The sequence below is a fragment of the Microbacterium dauci genome (assembly GCF_030065535.1).
Classification (GTDB): domain Bacteria; phylum Actinomycetota; class Actinomycetes; order Actinomycetales; family Microbacteriaceae; genus Microbacterium; species Microbacterium dauci.
In genome coordinates this window covers 62,481-84,204 of record NZ_JASJND010000002.1, presented here as the reverse complement: position 1 = coordinate 84,204, position 21,724 = coordinate 62,481, and the positions used below count along the sequence as shown (strand labels likewise).

22 protein-coding genes and 1 tRNA gene are annotated in these 21,724 nt (G+C 69.7%); 7 read left to right on the top strand and 16 right to left on the bottom strand.

Translation table 11 applies throughout. The features are described from left to right. Nucleotides 1-52 precede the first annotated feature (52 nt). Complete coding sequence (locus QNI14_RS03925) at nucleotides 53-826, bottom strand: hypothetical protein (protein ID WP_283715004.1); 774 nt, start codon at nucleotides 824-826, stop codon at nucleotides 53-55. Nucleotides 827-976: 150 nt separating this feature from the next. Between QNI14_RS03925 and QNI14_RS03920 the strand changes: the two genes are divergently transcribed. Beyond that, nucleotides 977-2,989, top strand: a complete 2,013-nt coding sequence (locus tag QNI14_RS03920) for a DUF262 domain-containing protein (RefSeq protein ID WP_283715003.1) — start codon at nucleotides 977-979, stop codon at nucleotides 2,987-2,989. Nucleotides 2,990-2,992: 3 nt separating this feature from the next. Here QNI14_RS03920 and QNI14_RS03915 read toward each other — a convergent pair whose 3' ends face one another. From QNI14_RS03915 to QNI14_RS03905, 3 genes are all read right to left on the bottom strand, one after another. After that, nucleotides 2,993-3,220 carry a hypothetical protein gene (locus QNI14_RS03915; protein ID WP_283714996.1) on the bottom strand — a complete coding sequence of 76 codons (228 nt, stop codon included), beginning with the start codon at nucleotides 3,218-3,220 and terminating at the stop codon, nucleotides 2,993-2,995. Nucleotides 3,221-3,545: 325 nt separating this feature from the next. Next, nucleotides 3,546-3,791: an aldehyde dehydrogenase family protein gene (locus QNI14_RS03910; RefSeq protein ID WP_347177826.1), complete on the bottom strand. Its 246-nt coding sequence runs from the start codon at nucleotides 3,789-3,791 to the stop codon at nucleotides 3,546-3,548. After that, entirely contained in the window at nucleotides 3,733-3,930 is a 198-nt protein-coding gene (locus QNI14_RS03905) for a hypothetical protein (RefSeq protein ID WP_283715181.1), read from the bottom strand. The genes QNI14_RS03910 and QNI14_RS03905 overlap by 59 nt, the downstream gene beginning before the upstream one ends. A 307-nt stretch (nucleotides 3,931-4,237) precedes the next feature. On the opposite strand from QNI14_RS03905, the gene QNI14_RS03900 reads away from it, so the two are divergent. The 5 genes from QNI14_RS03900 to QNI14_RS03880 all read left to right on the top strand — a co-directional run bounded on the left by QNI14_RS03900 (nucleotide 4,238) and on the right by QNI14_RS03880 (nucleotide 10,043). Beyond that, nucleotides 4,238-5,242, top strand: coding sequence for a LacI family DNA-binding transcriptional regulator (locus QNI14_RS03900; protein WP_283715001.1), 1,005 nt, complete (start codon nucleotides 4,238-4,240; stop codon nucleotides 5,240-5,242). Beyond that, nucleotides 5,239-6,543 (top strand): ABC transporter substrate-binding protein, encoded by a 1,305-nt coding sequence (locus QNI14_RS03895; RefSeq protein ID WP_283715000.1) that lies wholly within the window; start codon nucleotides 5,239-5,241, stop codon nucleotides 6,541-6,543. The genes QNI14_RS03900 and QNI14_RS03895 overlap by 4 nt, the downstream gene beginning before the upstream one ends. A 67-nt stretch (nucleotides 6,544-6,610) precedes the next feature. After that, nucleotides 6,611-7,585, top strand: coding sequence for a carbohydrate ABC transporter permease (locus QNI14_RS03890; RefSeq protein WP_283714999.1), 975 nt, complete (start codon nucleotides 6,611-6,613; stop codon nucleotides 7,583-7,585). Beyond that, nucleotides 7,582-8,466, top strand: coding sequence for a carbohydrate ABC transporter permease (locus tag QNI14_RS03885; protein WP_283714998.1), 885 nt, complete (start codon nucleotides 7,582-7,584; stop codon nucleotides 8,464-8,466). Before QNI14_RS03890 ends, QNI14_RS03885 begins: the two co-directional genes overlap by 4 nt. Beyond that, nucleotides 8,463-10,043, top strand: a complete 1,581-nt coding sequence (locus QNI14_RS03880; protein ID WP_283714997.1) for a glycoside hydrolase family 13 protein — start codon at nucleotides 8,463-8,465, stop codon at nucleotides 10,041-10,043. The genes QNI14_RS03885 and QNI14_RS03880 overlap by 4 nt, the downstream gene beginning before the upstream one ends. A 313-nt stretch (nucleotides 10,044-10,356) precedes the next feature. Here the strand turns inward: QNI14_RS03880 and QNI14_RS03875 are convergent, their stop codons facing one another. The 9 genes from QNI14_RS03875 to QNI14_RS03835 all read right to left on the bottom strand — a co-directional run bounded on the left by QNI14_RS03875 (nucleotide 10,357) and on the right by QNI14_RS03835 (nucleotide 18,598). Further along, the gene (locus QNI14_RS03875; protein ID WP_283714996.1) at nucleotides 10,357-10,584 is read right to left on the bottom strand and encodes a hypothetical protein; all 228 of its coding nucleotides are present in this window, start codon (nucleotides 10,582-10,584) and stop codon (nucleotides 10,357-10,359) included. A 35-nt stretch (nucleotides 10,585-10,619) separates the two neighbouring features. Further along, nucleotides 10,620-11,063 (bottom strand): hypothetical protein, encoded by a 444-nt coding sequence (locus tag QNI14_RS03870; protein WP_283714995.1) that lies wholly within the window; start codon nucleotides 11,061-11,063, stop codon nucleotides 10,620-10,622. Between the two features lie 65 nt (nucleotides 11,064-11,128). Further along, nucleotides 11,129-11,200 (bottom strand) — tRNA-Gln (locus QNI14_RS03865). 73 nt (nucleotides 11,201-11,273) lie between these two features. Beyond that, the gene (gltX, locus tag QNI14_RS03860; RefSeq protein ID WP_283714994.1) at nucleotides 11,274-12,788 is read right to left on the bottom strand and encodes a glutamate--tRNA ligase; all 1,515 of its coding nucleotides are present in this window, start codon (nucleotides 12,786-12,788) and stop codon (nucleotides 11,274-11,276) included. Between the two features lie 34 nt (nucleotides 12,789-12,822). Further along, nucleotides 12,823-14,052 (bottom strand): MFS transporter, encoded by a 1,230-nt coding sequence (locus QNI14_RS03855; RefSeq protein WP_283714993.1) that lies wholly within the window; start codon nucleotides 14,050-14,052, stop codon nucleotides 12,823-12,825. Next, nucleotides 14,045-14,812, bottom strand: coding sequence for a fumarylacetoacetate hydrolase family protein (locus tag QNI14_RS03850; RefSeq protein WP_283714992.1), 768 nt, complete (start codon nucleotides 14,810-14,812; stop codon nucleotides 14,045-14,047). Before QNI14_RS03850 ends, QNI14_RS03855 begins: the two co-directional genes overlap by 8 nt. Before the next feature lie 3 nt (nucleotides 14,813-14,815). Continuing rightward, nucleotides 14,816-15,910 (bottom strand): branched-chain amino acid aminotransferase, encoded by a 1,095-nt coding sequence (locus QNI14_RS03845; protein WP_283714991.1) that lies wholly within the window; start codon nucleotides 15,908-15,910, stop codon nucleotides 14,816-14,818. A gap of 51 nt (nucleotides 15,911-15,961) precedes the next feature. After that, entirely contained in the window at nucleotides 15,962-17,014 is a 1,053-nt protein-coding gene (locus tag QNI14_RS03840; RefSeq protein WP_283714989.1) for a 3-isopropylmalate dehydrogenase, read from the bottom strand. 36 nt (nucleotides 17,015-17,050) lie between these two features. Further along, nucleotides 17,051-18,598 (bottom strand): MFS transporter, encoded by a 1,548-nt coding sequence (locus QNI14_RS03835; protein WP_430539240.1) that lies wholly within the window; start codon nucleotides 18,596-18,598, stop codon nucleotides 17,051-17,053. Nucleotides 18,599-18,663: 65 nt separating this feature from the next. Here QNI14_RS03835 and QNI14_RS03830 point away from each other — a divergent pair, with 65 nt between their 5' ends. Continuing rightward, nucleotides 18,664-19,206, top strand: a complete 543-nt coding sequence (locus tag QNI14_RS03830; protein ID WP_283714986.1) for a TetR/AcrR family transcriptional regulator — start codon at nucleotides 18,664-18,666, stop codon at nucleotides 19,204-19,206. An 8-nt stretch (nucleotides 19,207-19,214) separates the two neighbouring features. On the opposite strand, the gene QNI14_RS03825 is transcribed toward QNI14_RS03830, so the two are convergent. The 3 genes from QNI14_RS03825 to QNI14_RS03815 all read right to left on the bottom strand — a co-directional run bounded on the left by QNI14_RS03825 (nucleotide 19,215) and on the right by QNI14_RS03815 (nucleotide 21,722). Beyond that, complete coding sequence (locus tag QNI14_RS03825; RefSeq protein WP_283714985.1) at nucleotides 19,215-19,601, bottom strand: hypothetical protein; 387 nt, start codon at nucleotides 19,599-19,601, stop codon at nucleotides 19,215-19,217. Nucleotides 19,602-19,653: 52 nt separating this feature from the next. Continuing rightward, complete coding sequence (gene serA / locus QNI14_RS03820; protein ID WP_283714984.1) at nucleotides 19,654-21,258, bottom strand: phosphoglycerate dehydrogenase; 1,605 nt, start codon at nucleotides 21,256-21,258, stop codon at nucleotides 19,654-19,656. Between the two features lie 122 nt (nucleotides 21,259-21,380). After that, nucleotides 21,381-21,722 carry a M48 family metalloprotease gene (locus QNI14_RS03815; protein ID WP_283714983.1) on the bottom strand — a complete coding sequence of 114 codons (342 nt, stop codon included), beginning with the start codon at nucleotides 21,720-21,722 and terminating at the stop codon, nucleotides 21,381-21,383. Nucleotides 21,723-21,724 lie beyond the last annotated feature (2 nt).

The window sequence follows — 21,724 nt, the reverse complement described above, 5'->3', positions numbered from 1 at the left end:
ACGACGCCCCCGGCCGCGATCGGCCGGGGGCGTCGTCGTGCGCGGGTGAGGCTCAGGCCTCGCTCATCGCGAGGACCTCGCGCTGACCACGTGCCGCGAGCGCGGCGCGGCGAGCTTCGATGCGACGCTCCTGCTCGGCCTGCGCGGCGTCGATGGTCTCCTGGTCGAGCGGCACGCTCTCGACCTTGTTCACGCCGTTGTACTTCTCGATGTAGGCGTCGAGCTCGGGGCCCGACTCCCACGACGTGATGAGGCAGTACCGGGGCTCGTCACCCGGGTGGTACGCGGCGTGCCAAAGGCGCTGCGTGTCGATGACCAGCTGTGCGCCGGCGGGCAGCGCGATGCGGGTCTCCTCGCTCGGGTCGGTGCGGTTCTCACGCAGGACGAAGAAGCTGTCCTTGTCGTCGGTGAGGTTGAAGAAACTCCGCACCACCCAGCCGGTCCCGTCGGGGTTCAGGCGGTTGTTGTCGTCCTGGTGCAGGTTGTACAGGCAGTCGGCGTACGTGTTCGGCTGCAGCTCGATGATGCGGCAGCGTCCCACGTTGGAGCCGGGCTCGAGGGCGCGCTCGGTGAGCGTGGGCGCCTTCGCGGTCTGTTCGGGGATCCAGACCCCGTCCTTGTCGGTGCGCGGCGGCTGGTGGTTCCAGAACCCGTTGCACTCGATCTCGCCCTTGGCGGATGCCAGGGGCGCGAACCGGGTGTCACCGGACGACTTCCAGTCGACGTACTCGATCGAGAGCCACTCCTGCGGATCGATCTCCTTGCCATAGCTGTCGAGGACGACGTAGCCGGTCTCCTCGAGTGCAGCGCTCTTGATGTAACCCATGCGGATCAACCTTTCCGTCGGGCGAGCGAAGTTTTTACAGGCCCGACTGAGGCAAGCCTACAAAGCGCTCCTCCGGCTGTCCTGGCACCGGGCCGTGAAAACCTGCGGCCGATAGGATCGATGGCGCTGCGAGGGAACGATCCGGAGAACATGAGCACTGCCACGAACGTCGAAGCCACCGCCGTCAACACGATCGGTTGGTTGTCCGCCCCCGAAACGACCATCGTTGTCCCCGTCTACCAGCGGCAGTACCGCTGGGACATCGGCGGGTGCGAGCAGCTGCTCGGCGACATCCGGGCCGTCGCGGAGAGCGCCGCATCCGACACCCACTTCATCGGATCGATCCTGTCGACGGCGAGCACCTCCGCGGCGGACGACGCGCACCTCGTCCTCATCGACGGCCAGCAGCGCATCACAACGCTGATGCTCCTCATCGCAGCGCTCCACCACACCCTTCGCGACGACGACCCCGAACTCGCCGTCGAGCTCGAGCGGGTGCTCCTGCGCCATGACGATCCGACCCGCACGAAGCTTCGCCCGCACGAGGCGTGGGCGGAGGTGTTCGAGGACGTGATCCGCGGTCGCTCTGCGGCGGACGGCGCGCTCCGCGAATCGCGGTTCGACGACAACTACGCGTTCTTCCGCAGCCAGATCCGCCCCGACGAGGCGGCATCCATCTGGCATGGCCTCCGCAAGCTCGAGCACGTCTCGATCTCGCTCGGGCAGGATGCCAATGCACAGCAGACATTCGAGAGCCTGAACTCGACCGGTGAACCGCTCCGCGACCACGAGCTCATCCACAACTACGTGCTGATGGGGCTCTCGCACGCCGAACAGCGCGAGATCGAGACCGAGTACTGGCTCCCGATCGAAGCCTGCACGGGCGAGCAGATCGGCGCGTTCTGGCGCGACTACCTCGTCATGCTCACCGGCCGCGAGGTGCTGGTCGAGGGCGAACGCGGTGTCTACGACGCCTTCCGCCACGAGTTCCCCCGGCTCGGGCTGGCCACGCTCCGCGAGCATGCCGCGCAGTGGCGCGAGCTCGCGGAGATCTATCGCACGCTGCTCATGCCGTCTGAAGCACCGGATGCCGCGGTCGGCGCGCACTTCGCCGCACTCAACGTGCTCGGGCGCGGCATGTACCCCCTCGCGATGCGGCTCTCCCGCGACCTCCGCGACGGCGAGATCTCGGCCGACGACTTCTCCGCCTCGCTCGACGACGTCGAGTCGCTCCTCCTACGCCGCACAGTCATCGGGATGCCGACCGACCGACTCGTCGCACGCTTCTGCCGCGCCGCCGACGAAGGTCGCGATGCCCTCCGCCTGGCGATCGCGCGCATCACCCCGTCGGACGAGCGCACCCGCGTCGGCCTCCGCTACGGGGAACTCCCCCACGCCCCCTACGTGCTCGCGAAGCTCGCGGGCGTCTCGCTCGACGATGAGCTCGACGTCGATCACGTCCTCCCCGCAACGCCCGCCGACGATTGGACCGGCGACGGCGAACGGCGGTGGGGCGACTACACCGACGACGAGCAGAACGCCCACCGTGCACTCGCGCAGACGCTCGGCAACCTGACGCTCCTCGAGCCCGCGCTCGCCGAGCAGGCGTTCGACGCGCCCTTCCCCGCGAAGCGCGCCGTCTTCGGCCGCAGCGACGTCGCCCTGACTCGCGAACTCGCAGCGACCGACACCTGGGGCACCGCCACCATCTCCGCCCGGACCGAAGACCTCACCGCCCGGTTCATGCAGACGTGGCGCCGTCCGGCGATCGTCGGCATCGACGACGACAACCTCACGCCCGTCCTGGACGCCAGGAAGCGTCGCGGCTGGCCGCGCGGCTGGCAGCGGGAGTTCGACTACGTCGAGTACCGCGGCGAGCACTGGGAGGTGCCGGACGTCAAGTACCTCTTCAACCGCATCTTCAAGCGGCTCTGGAACGACTCCCGCGAGAGCGTCGTCGACTTCAGCGCGCGGCGCGGCGGGCCGGTCTATCCGGCCAAGGCGTGGAACGGGCAGTGGGACGAGCTCGCGCCCGGCCAGTACCTCTACATGGGGTGGGACTCGAAATACATGCTGAGCGCCGTCCAGGGCGTCCTCGAGGAGGCCGGCTGGGCGAGCGACGTCTTCGTCAAGTACTCCTACATCGGCGAGGCGATGCGCTGACGGTCAGTCGCCGTCTCCGTCTGCTCCCGCGGCATCCGTCCCGACAGTCTCCGGATGCTGCGGCATCAAGATCTCGATCGACGTCACGCCCGCGGGTGCATCACCGACGAGCTCGGGGCGCCACCGGTCATCCGCGTCGAGGTGGGATGCCGCGCCCTGCCGACGGAGCGGCTCACCGGGCAGCCCGGCCCACTCGGTCGGATCTTCGGGTCGTTGCGTGAAGAGGCCCATGGGGCCATCTTCCCGCACTGCGCCGAATCCGTCACGCGACTCTTGGACAACGCAAAACCCCCGCCGGAGCGGGGGTTTTCACCTTGCTGGGGCACCTGAACCCGAACCAAGAACAACTGAAAGTCGTCTGGGCCTCGACTCCCCCACCCTGCAAGGGCAGGAAACCGCGAGATTTCGCGGGTTTCATGGGTTGAGTCTACTGGCCGGTGCGGAGGCACGCGGGCTCAATCTGGGACTCTCAGGGGGTTTTGGGGTCCCAATCTGGTCCCGCCGGGTGCGAGGCAAGAGCGGACGGCGAGGGGAGCATTCGGTACTGCTGGAGCGCCTACGCGACAGATTCTACGTGGACCATGGCCCCGTTGAGCGCGTCGGCGAGGTTCGCGTCATCGAGGACCACGAACGGCGCGTTGCCTCCGAGCTCCATCGCCGGGCGAACGACCGTCCTCGCCGCCTCCGCGAGCAGAATTCGCCCGACTTCCGTGGAGCCGGTGAAAGAGAGAACCCGAACCCGGTCATCCGCGAGGATTCGTGAGACTGTTCGACCAGCGGAGGTGGTCGGGACGATGTTCACTCGGGTACGCCGTGAACCAGACGTCGGTCGTCTCGATCGCGCGCCGCGCATCGGGGCGGGCGTACGGGTTGCGCCACATCGACGGGTTCGTGCCGTTCGCCTTGCGGGGGTCGGAGGCGAGCCGACGCAAGGATCCCACGCGCATCTGATCGCGCGGGCACAGCCGGCGCGGACGAGCGGGATACCGCTGCCCGTCGTAACTGATCTCGCTCCTCGCCACCCTGGAAGGGGTATCGGCCGAGCACGGGTCGGCGTCGCGCGCGGCCGACCGAGCCGAGCCGCGCTCCGGGGGCTCGCCGAGGACGTTTCGTAAACGTTTGCGCGACCTCGGCACGTTCCGTAGCGTCATGCGACGTAAACCTTTGCGTGCCCTCGGGGCACGCGTGAGGACACGAGGCAGCGCGCAGCCGCACCGCCTCGGGCAGACCCAAGGACGGGAAGGGACGATGGCGACCATCCGCGACGTCGCACGCCACGTCGGCGTCTCTCCGGCGACGGTCTCTCGCGTCATCAACGGCGTGCCCGGCTTCAGCGCCGACACGCGCGAGCGGGTCGAGGCAGCCGTCGCAGAACTCGGATACGAGCCCGACACTCTCGCGCGCGGTCTGCGCACGATGCAGAGCGCCGTGATCGGCGTGCTGGCCACCGCCGTCTCCGATGCCCTCGCCTCGCAGGTGATGAGCGGCATCGAAAGCGCCGCGCGCTCGCGCGGCTACACCGTGATGCTCGGTCGCGCCGGTCTCGGCGCCGAGCACGCGCCGAGCTACCTGCGCAGCTTCAAGACCTATCGCGCTGCCGGCGTCGTGGTGATCTCCTCCGCGATCACCGGCGACATGCGTCGCATCGCCGGCGCCCGGCTGCCGCTGATGGCCGTGGCCATCCGCAACGGCGACGTCTTCCCGAGCCTCGCGATCGACGACGAGCAGGCCGCATATGACGGCACGCGGCGCCTGCTGGAGCTCGGCCACCGCGAGATCGGCCTGCTCGCGGGTGACGAGAGCTCGATGCTCGTGAACGCCCCGCGCGAGCGCGGCTATCAGCACGCCATGGCAGAGGCGGATGCGCCGACCCTCGTCGAGCGCGGCAACTCGCTCTACGACAGCGCTCCCCCCGCCCTCGGGCGCCTGCTCGAACGGGCTCCGCGCCTGTCGGCCGTCTTCGCGCTCAGCGACGAGATGGGCGCCGCCGCCATCAACGAGCTGCAGCGCCGTGGCCGTCGCGTTCCCGAGGACGTCTCGGTGCTCGGCTTCGACAACACCCGCACGTCGCAGCACGTGCACCCCGCGCTCAGCACCGTCGCGCAGCCGCTGGAGCGCATGGGCGAGCAGGCCGTCTTCGGCCTGCTCGACGGCACCTGGCGCTCGCGCATCTTCGAGCACCGCCTCATCGAGCGCGGCAGCACCGCCTCCGCACCTTCTCCCGCCCCATCAAGAAAGAGGAATCTCCCATGATCCAGCGACGCCACGGCCGCACTGTCGCAGCCGCCACCCTCGCGATCGGTTCGATGATCGCCCTCGCCGCCTGCTCCGGCGGCGACGGCGGCGACACCGCCGCGCCCGCCGAAGCCGAACTCACCGGCCGCGGTCCGATCACCTACGTCTCCAGCCCCGACGCCTCCGGCGCCGCGCAGGAGACCATCGACGCCTGGAACGCCGAACACCCCGACGAGCAGGTCGAGTGGATCGAGCTCCCCCTGGACGCCGACCAGCAGCGCCAGCAGATGGTGCAGAACGCTCAGATCGAGTCCGACGCCTACACGGTGCTGAACCTCGACGTCGTCTGGACGTCGGAGTTCGCCGCGAACCGCTGGATCACCGCGCTCCCCGAAGACGACCTGCCCGTCGACGAGATGATCCCGGCGACGGTGGATGCGGCGACCTACGCCGACACGCTCTTCGCCGCCCCGTACTACACCGACGGCGCGCTGCTGTACTCGCGCTCCGACCTTCTCCAGGCCGCCGGCGTCGAGGCGCCGGAGACCTGGGAGGAGCTGCAGGCCGCGTGCGACGCGGTGCTGGCCCTTCCCGAAGCCGCCGGCATGTCGTGCTACGCCGGTCAGCTCGACCGCAATGAGGGCCTCACCGTGAACTTCAGCGAGGCCGTCGCGTCCGCGGGCGGTTCGCTGTTCACCGCCGACGGCCAGCCCGACGTCGACACCCCCGAGGCGCTCACCGCTCTCGAGTGGCTCGCCGACGGCTACGCCGACGGCACCATTCCGCGCGATGCGATCACCTTCCAGGAGGAGCAGGGCCGCGAGGCCTTCCAGTCGGGCAGCCTGGTGTTCCTGCGCAACTGGCCGTACATCTACAACGCGCTGAACGCCGCCGACGGCTCCAGCTCGGTGTCGGGCAAGTTCAGCGTGTCGCCGATCCCGGGCCTGGACGGCCCCGGCGTCTCGACGCTCGGTGGTCGCAACCTCGCCATCTCCAGCTACGCGGAGAACAAGGAGACGGCCCTGGAGTTCATCCGCTTCTTCGTCAGCGAAGAGCAGGAGCGCGCCCGCCTCGACCTCAGCTCGCGTGCCCCGGTGTACTCCGCGCTGTTCGAGGATGCGGCCGTGACCGAGCGCCTGCCGTACCTGCCTACCCTGCTGACGGCCGTGGAGACGGGCCAGCCCCGCCCGAAGGTCGTGCAGTACGGCGCCGTGACCGCAGCGATCCAGGATGCGGTCTACGAGGCCGTGACCGGTGACACCGATCCCGAGGAAGCTCTCGCCGCGCTCCAGACGGAGCTCGAGGGCATCGTCGGCTGATCCCCCCGGGGGTGGCCCGCCTGCGGGTCACCCCCTCCCTCCACGTCCTCCACCCAGGAAGATCCCGATGTCCACGACGTCTCTGGCGCCGGCCACCGTGCCCGCGCGCGACAAGGGACCCCGAGAAGGCCGTCGCGCGGCTCTGCTGCTGTCGCCGACATTCCTCGTCCTCGCCCTCGTCATCCTCTATCCGCTGCTGTCCGCCGTGTACCAGTCGCTGTTCGCGTCCAACTCCGGCCTCGACGAGAGCGGGTTCGTCGTCGAAGGCGACCAGTTCGTCGGGCTCGCCAACTACCTCGACATCTTCGTCGGCTCCGGCAGCGACAGGTTCTACAACGCCCTGTGGAACACGACGTTCTTCACGTTCGTCTCGGTCGCCCTGGAGACGGCGATCGGCGTGACCTTCGCCGTTTTGATGAACCGCGCGTTCAAGGGCCGGGCGTTCCTGCGCGCCGCCATCCTGATCCCGTGGGCGATCCCCACGGCGGTGTCGGGCCTGCTGTGGCGCTGGATCTTCCAGTCCGAGGGCATCGTCAACACCCTCACCGGCCAGGAGGTGCTCTGGACCGCCGACGGTTTCGCCGCCCAGATCGCCGTCATCACCGCCGAGGTGTGGAAGACCGCGCCGTTCATCGGCCTCCTGGTGCTCGCCGGGCTCCAGATCATCCCGGGCGAGGTGTACGAGGCCGCCAAGCTCGACGGTGCCGGCGCCTGGCGCCAGTTCGTGTCGATCACCCTCCCGCTCGTGCGCCCGGCGCTGCTGGTGGCGGTGTTGTTCCGCCTGCTCGACGCGCTGCGGATGTTCGACCTGCCCTTCGTGCTCATCGGGCCGCGCAACCCCTCGGTCGAGACCATGTCGATCCTCGCGTGGGATTCGTCCAACCAGCTCGAGTACGGCACCGCATCCGCTTTCTCGATCGTGCTCGTGGTGTACGTCGCCGTCATCGCGTTCGTCTTCGTCAAGCTCCTCGGCGCGAACGTCGTCGGGTCGAAAGACCGACCCCGCCGCGCCGCCCGATTCCGGAAGCAGGCCCGCGCATGAGCGTCGCCACCCCTTCGCGTTCCCTGACGTCCGCCGACTTGCGCGGCGCCACCCGCCGGCCCTGGCTGGGCGGCACCGGCCGCATCCTCATCATCGCGATCATCGCCGTGTACTGCCTGGCGCCGTTCTACTGGATGGTCGTCTCGAGCCTGCGCGAGCCCTCGGACATCTTCGAGACGACGCTGCTGCCGACCACCTGGACGCTCGAGAACTACGCCGACGTCTTCTCCGGCTCGACGCAGTTCGGCCGCGCCCTCCTCAACAGCCTGATCGTCGCGTCGGTGACGACCGCGCTCGCGCTGGTCGTCGCGATCTTCGCCGCGTACGCCATCGCCCGGCTGAAGTTCCGCTTCAAGACCGCGATCCTGGCGATCATCATCGGCACCTCGATGTTCCCCGGCATCTCCGTCGTCGTGCCGCTGCTGCGGCTGTTCTCCGACATCGGGTGGATCAACACCTACCAGGCGATGATCGTGCCGAGCCTGTCGTTCGCGATCCCGCTCGCCGTGTGGAACCTCACCACCTTCATGAAGCAGCTGCCGTACGACCTGGAGGAGGCCGCCCTCATGGACGGCGCCACCAAGTGGCAGGCCTTCCGCAAGGTGCTGCTGCCGCTGGCCGCCCCCGGGGTGTTCACGACCGCGATCCTGACCTTCATCGAAAGCTGGAACGAGTTTATCATCGCGCTGTCGATGGTGAACGACCCGGCCTACCGCACCGCGACGGTGGCGATCTCGCTGTTCACCGGCGCGAGCGACTTCGAGTCGCCGTACGCGCAGCAGATGGCGGCGGGCGTGATCGTCACCATCCCGTTGGTCATCATGATCCTGATCTTCCAGCGCCGCATCGTCGAGGGCCTCACCTCGGGAGCCGGGAAGTGACTGATACCGACCGGTGGTGGCGGACGGCGGTCATCTACGAGGTGTACCCGCGCTCCTTCGCCGATTCGGACGGCGACGGGGTGGGGGACCTCCGCGGGGTGACCGACCGCCTGCCGTATATCGCCGGGCTCGGCGTCGACGGCATCTGGCTGACGCCCTTCCAGCGCTCCCCCCAGGTCGACCAGGGCTACGACGTCAGCGACTACCTCGACGTCGATCCGATGTTCGGCACCCTCGCCGACTTCGACGAGCTGCTCGCGCGGGCTCACGCGCACGGCGTCCGCATCATCGTCGACCTCGTCCCCAACCACACCTCCGATCAGCACGAGCGGTTCCGGGCGGCGCTGGCCGCGGGTCCCGGCTCGCCCGAGCGCGAGTGGTTCCACTTCGCCGAGGGCGGCCCCGACGGCTCGCCGCCCAACAATTGGCTGAGCGTGTTCGGCGGCTCGGCGTGGACGCGCGCGCGTCCGGATTCCGACACCGACACCGAGTGGTATCTGCACCTGTTCGCCCCCGCGCAACCGGACTGGAACTGGCGCAACCCCGCCGTGGGCGACTACTTCGAGCACGTCCTGCGCTGGTGGCTGGAGCGCGGCGCCGACGGCGTGCGCGTCGACGTGGCGCACGGCCTTTTCAAGGCCGAGGGGCTGCCCGACTCACCGGTGGTGCCGACGGTCATCGACGGCCTGCGTTCGAACCCCCTCGCGATGGACCAGGAGCCCGTGCACGAGGTGTACCGCCGCTGGCGGCGGGTGGCCGAGGAGTACGACCCGCCGCGGCTGCTCGTCGGCGAGGTGAACCTGCCGCCCGAGCGCTCCGCGCGGTACACCCGACCCGACGAGATGCACCAGACCTTCGCGTTCGCCTTCGCCAAGCTCGACTGGGATGCGGCCCAGTGGGCCGCCGTCGGCACAGAGTTGGAGGCGGCGCGCGCGCGATACGGCGCCGCCCCGACCTGGGCGCTGGAGAATCACGACCTCGTGCGCAGCGCCACGCGGTTCGGAGCGGGCGAGCGCGGCGAGCGCCGCGCACGAGCCGCGGTGCTCGCGCTTCTCGGGCTTCCCGGCCCCGCCTACCTCTTCCAGGGTCAGGAACTCGGGCTGCCCGAAGTCGATGTGCCGATCGAGGCGCGGCTCGACCCGATGTGGCACCGCGGCGGCGTGTCTCGCGACGGTGTACGCGTGCCGATGCCATGGACGGCCGAGCCCGACGGCGCCTTCGGCTTCTCCCCGGCGGGGGCCGCGGAACCGTGGCTTCCCGTGCCGCTCGGGTGGGGAACGCGGTCGGTGCAGGTGCAGCAGGACGACCCCGATTCGCTGTTGCACCTCGTGCGCTCCACGACGCGCCTGCGCGCGCAGTTGCTGGTCGAGGGCGGCCTCGACGCCGCCGCGACCTCGACCTGGGCGGTCACGGACGACGGGCTGGTCACCTGCCGGCGGTCGGACGGTGTCGTGGTCGCCCTGGCGATGGGCGCGCAGGCGGTGGCGCTTCCCGAAGGCGAGGTGCTCGCGTCGTCGCATCCCCTCGTCGAGGGCCTGCTCCCGCCCGACACCGCCGCCTGGATCGCCACGTCCTGACCCACACACCTCCGTCCGGCGTCAAGGGTGTGCGACCCGGCCTCGATCCTGCGGTACTCCTGGAGGATCGAGGCCGAGGGAGGGCTCACATGTCACGCATGGAGGATTACGACGCGCGCGGCGCGGCGGGCCGGTCTATCCGGCCAAGGCGTGGAACGGGCAGTGGGACGAGCTCGCGCCCGGCCAGTACCTCTACATGGGGTGGGACTCGAAATACATGCTGAGCGCCGTCCAGGGCGTCCTCGAGGAGGCCGGCTGGGCGAGCGACGTCTTCGTCAAGTACTCCTACATCGGCGAGGCGATGCGCTGACGGTCAGTCGCCGTCTCCGTCTGCTCCCGCGGCATCCGTCCCGACAGTCTCCGGATGCTGCGGCATCAAGATCTCGATCGACGTCACGCCCGCGGGTGCATCACCGACGAGCTCGGGGCGCCACCGGTCATCCGCGTCGAGGTGGGATGCCGCGCCCTGCCGACGGAGCGGCTCACCGGGCAGCCCGGCCCACTCGGTCGGATCTTCGGGTCGTTGCGTGAAGAGCCCCATGCGGCCATCTTCCCGCACTGCGCCGGATCCGGGTATCAGCGAGTCGTCGTACGCCGTCGGACGCGGTTCGCAACCGTGCCTCCGGCGAGCGTCGCGGCGCCCCCGAGGACCGCCAGACCTGTCGTTCCCACTGGTCCGCCGCCGCCCAGGAACACGAGCGGGAGGACGGCGCCGAGGATCATCCCGAACAGCGCCCACGCGCCGATCCGGCCTCCGCGGGACGGAAGCGCACCGAGCAGCGGTGACACCGCCCACGCGATGACCGCCGCCAGCCCGACGAGTACGGCGCTCATCACCGTGACTGCCAACATCGCGAAGGCCGCCCACCCGGCGCGGTCCGGTGCCACGATCGCGCCGATCACCGTGAGCACAATGGCGACAGCCATGATCGTGCCCCATGCGGCGAACGCCCCGGCTACGACGGCTCGCGCGGGGATGAACGTCATCTGCCGTGCGGAACGGTGGCGATCGGCGTCCATGGAATCATGGTTGCGCATCGTCCGCGCAACGCAAAACCCCCGCCGGGGCGGGGGTTTTCACCTTGCTGGGGTACCTGGACTCGAACCAAGAACAACTGAACCAGAATCAGCCGTGTTGCCAATTACACCATACCCCAAGGGGCTTCGACCGAAGTCGTACCGAGGATCAAGCTTAGCCCACGGCAGGCTCCGGTCCAAACCGGCGACGTGTCAGCCGCGTGTCGCGCGGAGCTGCTCGAGGCGCGCGAGCGTCACGTCCTTACCGAGCAGTTCCATCGACTCGAACAGGGGCGGCGACACGCGACGCCCGCTGAGCGCGACGCGCGCGGGGCCGTAGGCGATGCGCGGCTTCAGGCCCAGCCCATCGATGAGGGCACCGGCAAGGGAAGCCTGGATCGCGTCAGCCGTGAACGCGTCAGCGGGCACGGCGGCCAGCGCCTCGGCGGACGCGGCGAGCACCTCGGCGGCGTTCGCCGGGAGGCCCTTGAGCGCGTCTTCGTCGTAGCCGTCCACGTCGCGGAACAGGAAGCCGAGCAGCCCCGGCGCCTCGCCGAGCATCTGCATGCGCTCCTGCACGAGCGGCGCCGCCTGCGCGAGCAACTCGAGCTGCGCGTCGGTCGGCGGCGTGCTGACGACGCCCGCACCCACGAGGTACGGCACGAGCCTCGAGGCGAAGTCGTCCGACGCGAGCATGCGGATGTGGTCGCCGTTGATCGACTCGGCCTTCTTCTGGTCGAAGCGCGCCGGGTTCGGGTTCACGTCGACGATGTCGAACGCCTCGATGAGCTCCTGCCGGCTGAAGACGTCACGGTCGGCCGCGATCGACCAGCCGAGCAGAGACAGGTAGTTCAGCAGTCCTTCGTGGATGAACCCCTTCTCACGCTGGAGGAAGAGATCTGCCTTCGGGTCGCGCTTGGAGAGCTTCTTCGTACCCTCCTCACCCAGCACGAGCGGCATGTGCGCGAAGCGCGGGACGAACGTCGTGACACCGGCATCCACGAGTGCGGCGTAGAGCGCGAGCTGGCGCGCCGTCGACGGCATGAGGTCCTCGCCGCGGAGCACATGGGTGATGCCCATGAGCGCATCGTCGACGGGGTTCGTGAACGTGTAGAGCGGGATGCCACCCGCACGCACGATCACGAAGTCGGGGAACGACCCCGCGGGGAAGGTCACCTCACCGCGGATGAGGTCGACGTAGGTGACGTCCTCATCGGGGACGCGCACGCGCCACGCGGGCTCGCGGCCCTCAGCGCGGAACGCGGCCTTCTGCTCGTCGGTCAGCGTGCGGTCGTAGTTGTCGTAGCCGAGCTGCTTCGCGCGGCCGTTCGCCTCGTTGCGGGCGTCGATCTCTTCGGCGGTCGAGTACGACTCGTACACGGCGCCCGAGGCGATGAGCTTTTCGAGCACGCCGCGGTAGATGTCGTGACGCTGCGACTGGCGATACGGCCCGTGCGGGCCGCCCTTCTCGACGCCCTCGTCCCAATCGATCTCGAGCCAGGTCAGCGCGTCGACGAGCTGGCGGTAGCTCTCCTCGCTGTCGCGGGCGGCGTCGGTGTCTTCGACGCGGAACACGAGCTTGCCGCCGGTGTGGCGGGCGTAGGCCCAGTTGAACAGCGCGGTGCGGACCATACCGACGTGCGGCAGGCCGGTGGGCGACGGGCAGAAGCGGACGCGGACGTCGCTCCCGGAAGCGGTCGTGGTGAGGGGGTGCGGTGCAGCAGACATCACCGTCCAGTCTACGACCGACCGCTCCCCCGCCTCAGCGTCGTGCCGATGGCGCGAGCACGGTAATCGCGATGACGACGACGAGTGCGACGAGCGCGAGACCGCCGTACCCGATGAGCTGAAGAATGCCGCCGGCGAGCACGGCTCCGATGGCCGCACACAGCGTCATCGCGGTGTCGCTGCGGCCCTGCCGCTGCGGCCGAAGCGCCGTGGGGGTCGCCTCAGTCAGCAGTGCTGCTCCCCCGACGGTGGCGGCGCTCCACCCGAGTCCGAGGAGCAGCAACGCGACGAGGACCGCGCCCGGTGACTCCGGTGCCACGGCCGCGAGGACCAGCGATGCCGCAAGGATCGCCTGGCCCGTCAGAATCGTGCGGAGCCTGCCCCACCGGTCGGCGAGGATGCCCCACACCGGCGAGAGCCCGTACATGCCGAAGACGTGCAGCGCGATCGTGACGCCGACGATCGTCGTGACGTTCGACGGGTCGAGGTGCGAGAGGTGCACCGGTGTCATCGCCATGACCGACGCCATGACGACATGGGACCCGGCGACCGCGAACACCGCGTAGCGGGCGACGACCGGTCGGTCGACGTCGACGATGTGGTGCGCGGATGCCGCACCCGAGCGCGCGAGCTGCTGCGCGACCTTCAGCGGGTCCGGGCGAAGTCCGACGAGGTACAGCACGAGCGCGATGCTCTGCGCGACGATCGAGAACGCGTACGAGCCCGTGAGCGGCGGCATCCCGAGCCAGGTGCCGACCACCTCGCCCGGTGTCAGCATGAGCGGCCCGAGGACGCCGCCGACCGTCGTCGCCCAGACGACGGTGCCGAGATCGCGGCCGCGTCGGGTCGAGTGGGAGAGGTCGGTCGCCGCGAAGCGCGACTGCAGGTTGCCCGCGTTGCCCGCCCCGATGAGGATCACGCCGAGCAGCAGCAGCGGGAAGAGCCGCGTCGCCGCCGCGGTGATGACGACGGCGATGCCCACGAACGCGAGCAGGTTCCCGAGCGTCAGGGCGCGCCGGCGACCGTGTGCTGCGGCGAGTCGGGCGAGCGGGATCGCGCACAGCGCAGCGCCGAGCGTGACCGACGCGGTCGCGAGGCCGGAGAGCGACTCCTGCCCCGACAGGTCGGCCGCCAGCAGGGCGCCGAGCGACACGGTCGCACCGAACGCGACACCGCCGAGCACCTGCCCCGCCGCCAGCACGCGGACGGTGCGGCGCTGGACGCGGGCGACCTCCGCCTCGGTGAGCTCCAGGGGCTCAGGCATTCCGCGCGGTGTTGCGCAGGATGCCGAGCCCCGTGATCTCGACCTCGATGACGTCGCCGGCGTCGAACGACCCGATCCCCGCAGGCGTGCCGGTGAGCAGGACGTCACCCGGCAGCAGCGTGAATGCCGCCGACGCGTGGGCGATGATCTCGGGCACCGAGTGCACCATGTCGGAGATCGGCCCGTCCTGGCGGACCTCGCCGTTGACCCGCGTGACGATGCGGGCACCGGCATCCAGGTCGAACTCGGTCTCGATTGAGGGCCCCAGCGGACAGAACGTGTCGAAGCCCTTCGCCCGGGCCCACTGCCCGTCCGACGACTGGAGGTCGCGCGCCGTCACGTCGTTCGCGATCGTGTAGCCGAACACGTACTCGAGCGCCTGCTCGGCGGGGACGTTCTTCGCGACGCGGCCGATCACGACGGCGAGCTCGCCCTCGTAGTCGGTCCGCGACGACTGCGTCGGGCGGACGATCGCATCGTTCGGACCGACGACGGACGTGTTGGGCTTCAGGAACATCAGCGGCTCTGCGGGCGCCTCACCGCCCATCTCGGCGGCGTGATCGCGGTAGTTCTTGCCGATGCCGATGATCTTCGAGCGAGGGATCGACGGTGCGAGCAGCGTGATCTCGGCGAGCGGGATCCGCTCCCCCGTCGTCTCGAACCCGGCGAAGAGCGGGTCGCCGGCGAGCTCGACGACCTCCTTCTCGTCGACGATCCCGTAGCGGATGGACTCCTGTCGGCTGTACCGGACGATCCGCACGGGTCAGCCGTCCAGCCGCTCGAGCCAGCCGTGGGTGTCTTCAGCGCGACCGTACTGGATGTCGGTGAGGTGCTGACGCAGCTCGAGCGCGAGGGTACCCGTGGGCTGCACGTCTTCGAACGTCGCGGTCTTCAGCACACCGATCGGCGTCACGACGGCGGCGGTGCCGCACGCGAAGACCTCGACGATGTCGCCGGATGCCACGCCCTCGCGCCATTCGGCAAGCGAGACCGGGCGCTGTTCGACGCGGTGCCCGCGGTCCTTCGCGAGCTGGAGGATCGACTCGCGGGTGATGCCGGCGAGGATCGACGGGGACTGCGGGGTGACGATCGTGCCGTCCTTCATGACGAACAGCACGTTCATGCCGCCGAGCTCCTCGACGTTGCCGTCCTCGTCGAGGAAGACGACCTGGTCGCAGCCCTGCTCATGTGCCTGCGCCTGGGGCAGGAGGCTCGCGGCGTAGTTGCCGCCGGTCTTCGCGGCGCCCGTGCCGCCCTTGCCGGCGCGCGCGTAGTCCTCGCTGAGCCAGATCTTCACGGGGGTGACGCCACCCTTGAAGTAGGCACCGGCGGGGCTCGCGATCAGGTAGTAGGCCACCTTCTGCGCGGGACGCACGCCGAGGAATGCTTCCTTCGCGAACATGAAGGGGCGCAGGTACAGGCTCTGGTCGTCGCCGCCGGGCACCCATGCGCCGTCGACCGCGATGAGCTCGCGCAGCGACTGCAGGAAGTACTCCTCGGGGAGCTCGGGCAGCGCCATACGGCGGGCCGACCGCTGCAGACGACGCGCGTTCTCGAGCGGACGGAACGTGTGGATCGAGCCGTCGGCGTGACGGTACGCCTTGATGCCCTCGAAGATCTCTTGGCCGTAGTGCAGGACCGCAGCGGCCGGATCGAGCGAGATCGGTCCGTACGGCTGGACGCGGGGACGGTGCCAGCCGCCCTTCGCCGACCAGCAGACGTCGACCATGTGGTCGGTGAAGTTCGTGCCGAAGCCGGGGTTCGCGAGGATCTCGTCACGCTCGGCGGGGCTCTTCGCCGCGAGGTTCTTCGTCACGGCGAACGTAAGCGGGGCGAGGTCGGTGGGGGTGAGGGTCATTGTTTCGTCCTGTTCCTCGCGCAGTGTCGGCGCCCTGCGCATCTGACCAGATTACGCCCGGAGACGTGCGGTGATGGCGTCGCCGACCTGCGCGGTCGTGCGGGTGGAGCCGTCCCGTTCCGCGATGTCCTCCCGCGCGGCGCGGGTGACGCGCTCGGCCTCGTCGTCCAGCCCGAGGTGCTCGAGCAACAGGGCGACGGAGAGGATCGCGGCGGTGGGATCGGCGATCTGCTGTCCGGCGATGTCGGGCGCGGAGCCGTGCACGGGCTCGAACATCGACGGGAACGCGCCGTCGGGGTTGATGTTCCCCGATGCGGCGAGACCGATGCCTCCGGTGACGGCGCCGGCCAAGTCGGTGAGGATGTCGCCGAAGAGGTTGTCGGTGACGATCACGTCGAAGCGGCCCGGGTTCGTGACCAGGAAGATCGTTGCCGCGTCCACGTGCAAGTAGTCTACGGCCACGTCCGGGTGCTCGGATGCCACCTCGTCGACGATCCGCTTCCACATGCCGCCGGCGTGCACGAGCACGTTGGTCTTGTGCACGAGTGTGAGCTTCTTCCGCCGCTTCTCGGCCTGCGCGAAGGCGAACCGCACGACGCGCTCGATGCCGTACGCCGTGTTGACCGACGTCTCGTTCGCGACCTCGTGCGGGGTCCCGGTGCGGATCGATCCGCCGTTGCCGACGTACGGCCCCTCGGTCCCCTCGCGGACGACGACGAAGTCGATCTCGCCGGGCTCCGCCAGCGGTCCGGGCACGCCGGGGTACAGGCGGGAGGGCCGCAGGTTCACGTAGTGGTCGAGCGCGAAGCGGAGCTTCAGCAGGAGGCCGCGCTCGATGTTCGCGTCCTTCAGCCGCGGGTCGCCGGGCATGCCGCCGACCGCGCCGAGCAGGATCGCGTCGTGGGACGCGATCGATGCGAGGTCGGCGTCGGTGAGCGTGTCACCGGTCTCGAGGTACCGTCCCGCGCCGAGCGAGAACGCCGTCTGCTCGAAGGTGACGTCGGAGCCCGCCGTCGCGGCATCCAGTACCTTCGTCGCCTCGGCGATGACCTCGGGTCCGATGCCGTCTCCGGGGATGACGGCCAACTTCACGACGCGCGACATCGCTCTCCTCGTGTGGGGTGGTGTCGCCGCGCGGACTCAGTGGTCGGTCTGCGGCGAGTGGGACCCCTTCAGCGTAGTGGCCGCGATCACGCCGGCGCAGACGACGAGGCCAGCCCCGATGAGCGAGGTGACACCGACGCCCGCGTCGAACGCGTGCGCCGCGGCATCCGTCAGCGCCATACCGATGTCGGCGGGAAGCTGCTCGGCGGCGGTCACCGCACCGGCGAGGGTCTCGCGAGCGGCATCCGCTGCCCCATTCGGCACACCGGACGGGATCTGGATGCCACCGCGGTAGAGCGCCGTGAGGATGCCACCGAGGACCGCGGTGCCGAGGACGGCACCGAGCTCGTACGCGGTCTCGGAGACGGCACTCGCGGCGCCTGCCTTCGCCGGCGGAGCGCTGGCGAGCACGAGCTCGTTCGAGACCGTCTCGGCGGCGCCGATGCCGACACCGAGCAGCGCGAAGGCTGCGATGAGCGGGCCGACAGAGCTGGCATCCGTCGACAGCGCGATCAGGATGTACCCGGTCGCAGACAGGCTGAGCGCCGCCGGTACGACGATCCGCGCCGAGACCCGACGCGAGATCGGCACCACGCAGAGCCCCGCCACGATCATGAGCGCGAGACCGGGCACGAGGGCGAGGCCGGCCTCGAGCGGCGGCATCCCGATGATGAGTTGCAGGTGCTGCGTGACGAAGTAGAGGAACCCGACCAGCGAGACGACGCTCAGCAAGTTGACGAGGAGGGCGCCGCTGAAGGTGCCCCGCCGGAACAGTCGCATGTCGAGCATCGGCGTACGAGCACGCAGCTGGCGGCGCACGAAGAGCCAACCGAAGCAGAGGCCGACGACAGCGAGGACGACCGGCAGCACGCCGAAGCCGTGCACCGCCGCCTCCTTGATCGCGTAGACGACCGGGACCATCGCGGCCATCGACAGCACGATGCTCACGGGGTCGATCGCGCCGGGACGCGGGTCACGGCTCTCGGGTACGAGGATCGGCGCCAGGACGAGCAGGGGCACGAGCACCGGCACAGCCATGAGGAAGACCGAGCCCCAGGTGAACTGCTCGAGCAGGATGCCACCGACGATGGGTCCGAGCGCCGCGCCGGCCGAGAACATCGAGGCCCACACGGCGATCGCGAGCCGCCGCTGGTCGCGGTCGGTGAAGATGCTCCGCAGCAATGACAGCGTCGAGGGCATGAGCATCGCGCCGAAGACACCCATCGCGGCGCGTGCCGCGATGAGGAGTCCGGCCGTCGGCGCAAAGGCCGCGAGGGCCGAGACTGCCGCGAAGCCGGTCGCGCCGATGAGCAGCATCCGTCGACGTCCGAACCGGTCGCCGAGTGAGCCCATCGTGACGAGGAGGCCCGCGAGCACGAGCGGGTACGCGTCGATGATCCAGAGCTGTTCGGCGCTCGAGGGCGCGAGGTCTCGCGCGATCGCCGGGAGCGCGAAGCTCAGCACCGTGTTGTCGACCGACACGAGCAACACCGGGAGCATCAGCACGACGAGCGCAGCCCAGCCGCGCCAGCCCTGCTTCTTGCCGGCCGCGTCGGCCACGCGCAGTTCATCCGTCAACGTCATCATTTCTTTACCGTCCAGCCGGTATAGTAACAGCGGAACGGATGCCGGCGCGAGAGGATCGACCCATGAGCAGACCGCCGCACGCACGGGAGAAGGTGCTGGACGCCTTCGAAGCAGCGCTCATCGACGGCGGCGCGCGCAGCGCCACGATGGACGCCGTCGCCGCCGCCGCAGGCGTCTCCAAGGGCGGCCTGCTGTACCACTTCGCCTCGAAGGACGCCCTCGAGGGCGCGCTCCTCGAGCGGCTCGAACGGCTCGTCGAAGAGGACCTCGACGACATGAGCGCAGACGCGGAGGGCGTCGTCGCGACGTTCATCCGCACGTCGCTGCACACCGACTCGCCGCTCGACCGGGCGATCGTCGCGGCGTCGCGCTTGGCGCAGACCGGGCACGCAGACGCCGCTGCATCCCTCCGACGGGTTCGCACCCGGTGGGAGGAGGCGCTCCGCCCGCACACGCGCGACGAGACGGCACTGCAGCTCGTGCTGCTCGTCAGCGACGGCCTCTACTTCAACAGCGCACTGGGAGAGGGCGCTCTGCCGGGCCCACTCCCCCGCGGCGCCGATCTCGACGCGCTCATCGCCCTCGTCGAGCGCGCCGCGCGCTGACGCCGCGGTCAGATCTCGAGCGTCAGCGAGCCGAACGTCGGTCCGCCGCACGCTTCAGTACCGCCGATGCGGGTCCAGGTGACGTCGACTACCTGATCGACGAGCACCTCGCCCGCGGCATCCACTGCGCGGACCGTCATCCCCTCGGGGAACTCCCCCGTGAAGGTCCAGGTGTCGTCGCTCCGAACCGGCGGCGTCGTGACGATGCCGACTTCGGATGCAGCACCCTCGGTGGCACACACATCATCGAGGCACAGGACGACGTCGTCGACGGATGCCGCAGCCCCCGCGACCCGCACCTCGAGGGTTGCGAAGTATGCAATCGCCGGACACGTGACCTCGGTCGAGGTGCACCCCGTTGCGCCCAGGGCGAGGAACACGGCGATGCCGTGCACCCAATGCCGGCGCGCACCCGCAGGCACTGCCCGCGACCGCGACGCCGACATCTCAGACCTCGGTGAGTTCGATCTGGCGGAAGAGGTCGGCGGCGACGGCCTGACGGAGCTCCTCGAGCATCTGCTCGGGGATCGGCGAGTCGACCGTGAGGACCGAGAGCGCGCGGCCGCTGGCGTCGGGACGCGCGACCTGGAGGCCGGCGATGTTGATGCCGGCCTCACCGAGCTTCTGGCCGTAGATCGCGACGATGCCGGGACGGTCGGCGTAGCGCATGACGACGTGGTACCGGTTGATCGGCACCTCGACCTCGTAACCGTTGATGCCGACGACCTTCGGGACCATGCGGGTGCCGGCGAGGGTGCCCTCGACGGTGAGCACGGTGCCGTCGGCGAGCGTGCCGCGGAGGATCGTGATGTTCCGGTACAGGGGGCTCTCGGACTCGACGATGAGGCGGGTTTCGATGCCGCGCTGCTCGGCGAACAGCGGCGCGTTCACGTACGACACGTTCTCGCTGACGATGTTCGTGAAGATGCCCTTCAGCGCCGCGAGGCGGTAGACGCTCACGTCGTAGTCGGCGAGCTCGCCGCGCACCTCGATGTCGAGGCTCGTGAGCGCGCTCGGCGCGAGGCCGGTGAAGATCTGGCCGAGCTGCTCGACGAGGGCGATGCCGGGACGCACGAAGGGGTCGATGACGCCGCCGGCCACGTTCACGGCATCCGGAACCAAGTCGCCCTCGAGCGCGAGCTTGACCGACTTCGCGACCGAGACACCCGCCTTCTCCTGCGCTTCGTCGGTGGATGCCCCGAGGTGCGGGGTGACCACGACGTTCGGGAGCGACAACAGCGGGAAGGCCGTGCCGTCCTCCTTCGGGGGCTCCGAGGTGAAGACGTCGAGACCGGCACCGGCGATCTGACCCGTGGTGAGCGCGGTGTACAGCGCCTCCTCGTCGATAAGACCGCCGCGCGCGACATTCACGACGTAGGCCGACGTCTTCATGATCTCGAACTGCTCGGCGCCGATCATGCCGGTCGTCTCGGGCGTCTTCGGCATGTGGATCGTCACGAAGTCGCTCGTGGCCAGAAGCTCGTCGAGCGGGAGGAGCTGGACGCCGAGCTGCTGGGCGCGCGCCGGGGTGACATAGGGGTCGTACGCGACGACCGAGACGCCGAATGCCTGCACGCGGGCGGCGATCAGGGCGCCGATGCGGCCGAGGCCGATGATGCCGACCGTCTTCTCGAAGAGCTCGGTCCCGGTGAACGACGAACGCTTCCACGCGCCTGCGGCGAGCGAGGCATGGGCGGCCGGGATGTGGCGGGCGAGGCTCAGGATGTGCCCGACCGTGAGCTCGGCGGCCGAGATGATGTTGGAGGTCGGCGCGTTGACGACCATGACGCCGGCGCTTGTCGCCGACTTGATGTCGACGTTGTCGAGGCCGACGCCCGCGCGGGCGATGACCTTCAGCGACGGCGCTGCGGCGATCGCCTCCGCGTCCATCTTCGTCGCCGAGCGGATGAGCACCGCGTCGGCGTCCGCCAGCGCCGGCAGCAGCGCGGCGCGGTCCGCACCGTCGACCGAGCGGATGTCGAAGTCGGGGCCGAGGGCCTCGATCGTGGCGGGAGAGAGTTCTTCGGCGATGAGCACGACAGGCTTGGGCACGGCAGACCTTCGGGGTACGCGGGGGTGGATCGCCACGATGTCAGACACCCGGCCCGACGTCGGTACGCGGCATCCGCCAGCCTACCGGGCCGAGCGCAGGGCGCCCGACCGTGTGACGCTGGTCAGCCCGCGATGAGCGACTGCCCGGAGGTGAACGCGTAGGCGAGGATATTCAGCCAGAACACCGCAACGAGCCCGAGCCCGGCCAGGAGAATGAGCGCGAACTGCCACAGCGCGCGCCGCCGGCTCAGCGCGACACCGGCGACGAAGACCACGATCGGGAAGACGACCGCGAACAGCAGAACGGCCCAGCCGGCACCGTTCAGGCCGCTGCCCGAGGTGGCCTGGGCGATCAGGAAGCCGATCGCACTCCACACCGCGTAGGCGTAGAACAGCCCGAACGCGCCGGCGACGGCCGGTGTCATCCAGGTGGGACGGGGACGTGAGGAGACGGATGCCGACACGG

What these genes read in the sequence shown, in the direction of transcription:
- QNI14_RS03925 (WP_283715004.1), bottom strand. Translation starts at nt 826, where the DNA reads ATGGGTTACATCAAGAGCGCTGCACTCGAGGAGACCGGCTACGTCGTC.
- QNI14_RS03920 (WP_283715003.1), top strand. Translation starts at nt 977, where the DNA reads ATGAGCACTGCCACGAACGTCGAAGCCACCGCCGTCAACACGATCGGT.
- QNI14_RS03915 (WP_283714996.1), bottom strand. Translation starts at nt 3,220, where the DNA reads ATGGGCCTCTTCACGCAACGACCCGAAGATCCGACCGAGTGGGCCGGG.
- QNI14_RS03900 (WP_283715001.1), top strand. Translation starts at nt 4,238, where the DNA reads ATGGCGACCATCCGCGACGTCGCACGCCACGTCGGCGTCTCTCCGGCG.
- QNI14_RS03895 (WP_283715000.1), top strand. Translation starts at nt 5,239, where the DNA reads ATGATCCAGCGACGCCACGGCCGCACTGTCGCAGCCGCCACCCTCGCG.
- QNI14_RS03890 (WP_283714999.1), top strand. Translation starts at nt 6,611, where the DNA reads ATGTCCACGACGTCTCTGGCGCCGGCCACCGTGCCCGCGCGCGACAAG.
- QNI14_RS03885 (WP_283714998.1), top strand. Translation starts at nt 7,582, where the DNA reads ATGAGCGTCGCCACCCCTTCGCGTTCCCTGACGTCCGCCGACTTGCGC.
- QNI14_RS03875 (WP_283714996.1), bottom strand. Translation starts at nt 10,584, where the DNA reads ATGGGGCTCTTCACGCAACGACCCGAAGATCCGACCGAGTGGGCCGGG.
- QNI14_RS03870 (WP_283714995.1), bottom strand. Translation starts at nt 11,063, where the DNA reads ATGGACGCCGATCGCCACCGTTCCGCACGGCAGATGACGTTCATCCCC.
- gltX (WP_283714994.1), bottom strand. Translation starts at nt 12,788, where the DNA reads ATGTCTGCTGCACCGCACCCCCTCACCACGACCGCTTCCGGGAGCGAC.
- QNI14_RS03855 (WP_283714993.1), bottom strand. Translation starts at nt 14,052, where the DNA reads ATGCCTGAGCCCCTGGAGCTCACCGAGGCGGAGGTCGCCCGCGTCCAG.
- QNI14_RS03845 (WP_283714991.1), bottom strand. Translation starts at nt 15,910, where the DNA reads ATGACCCTCACCCCCACCGACCTCGCCCCGCTTACGTTCGCCGTGACG.
- QNI14_RS03840 (WP_283714989.1), bottom strand. Translation starts at nt 17,014, where the DNA reads ATGTCGCGCGTCGTGAAGTTGGCCGTCATCCCCGGAGACGGCATCGGA.
- QNI14_RS03835 (WP_430539240.1), bottom strand. Translation starts at nt 18,598, where the DNA reads ATGACGTTGACGGATGAACTGCGCGTGGCCGACGCGGCCGGCAAGAAG.
- QNI14_RS03830 (WP_283714986.1), top strand. Translation starts at nt 18,664, where the DNA reads ATGAGCAGACCGCCGCACGCACGGGAGAAGGTGCTGGACGCCTTCGAA.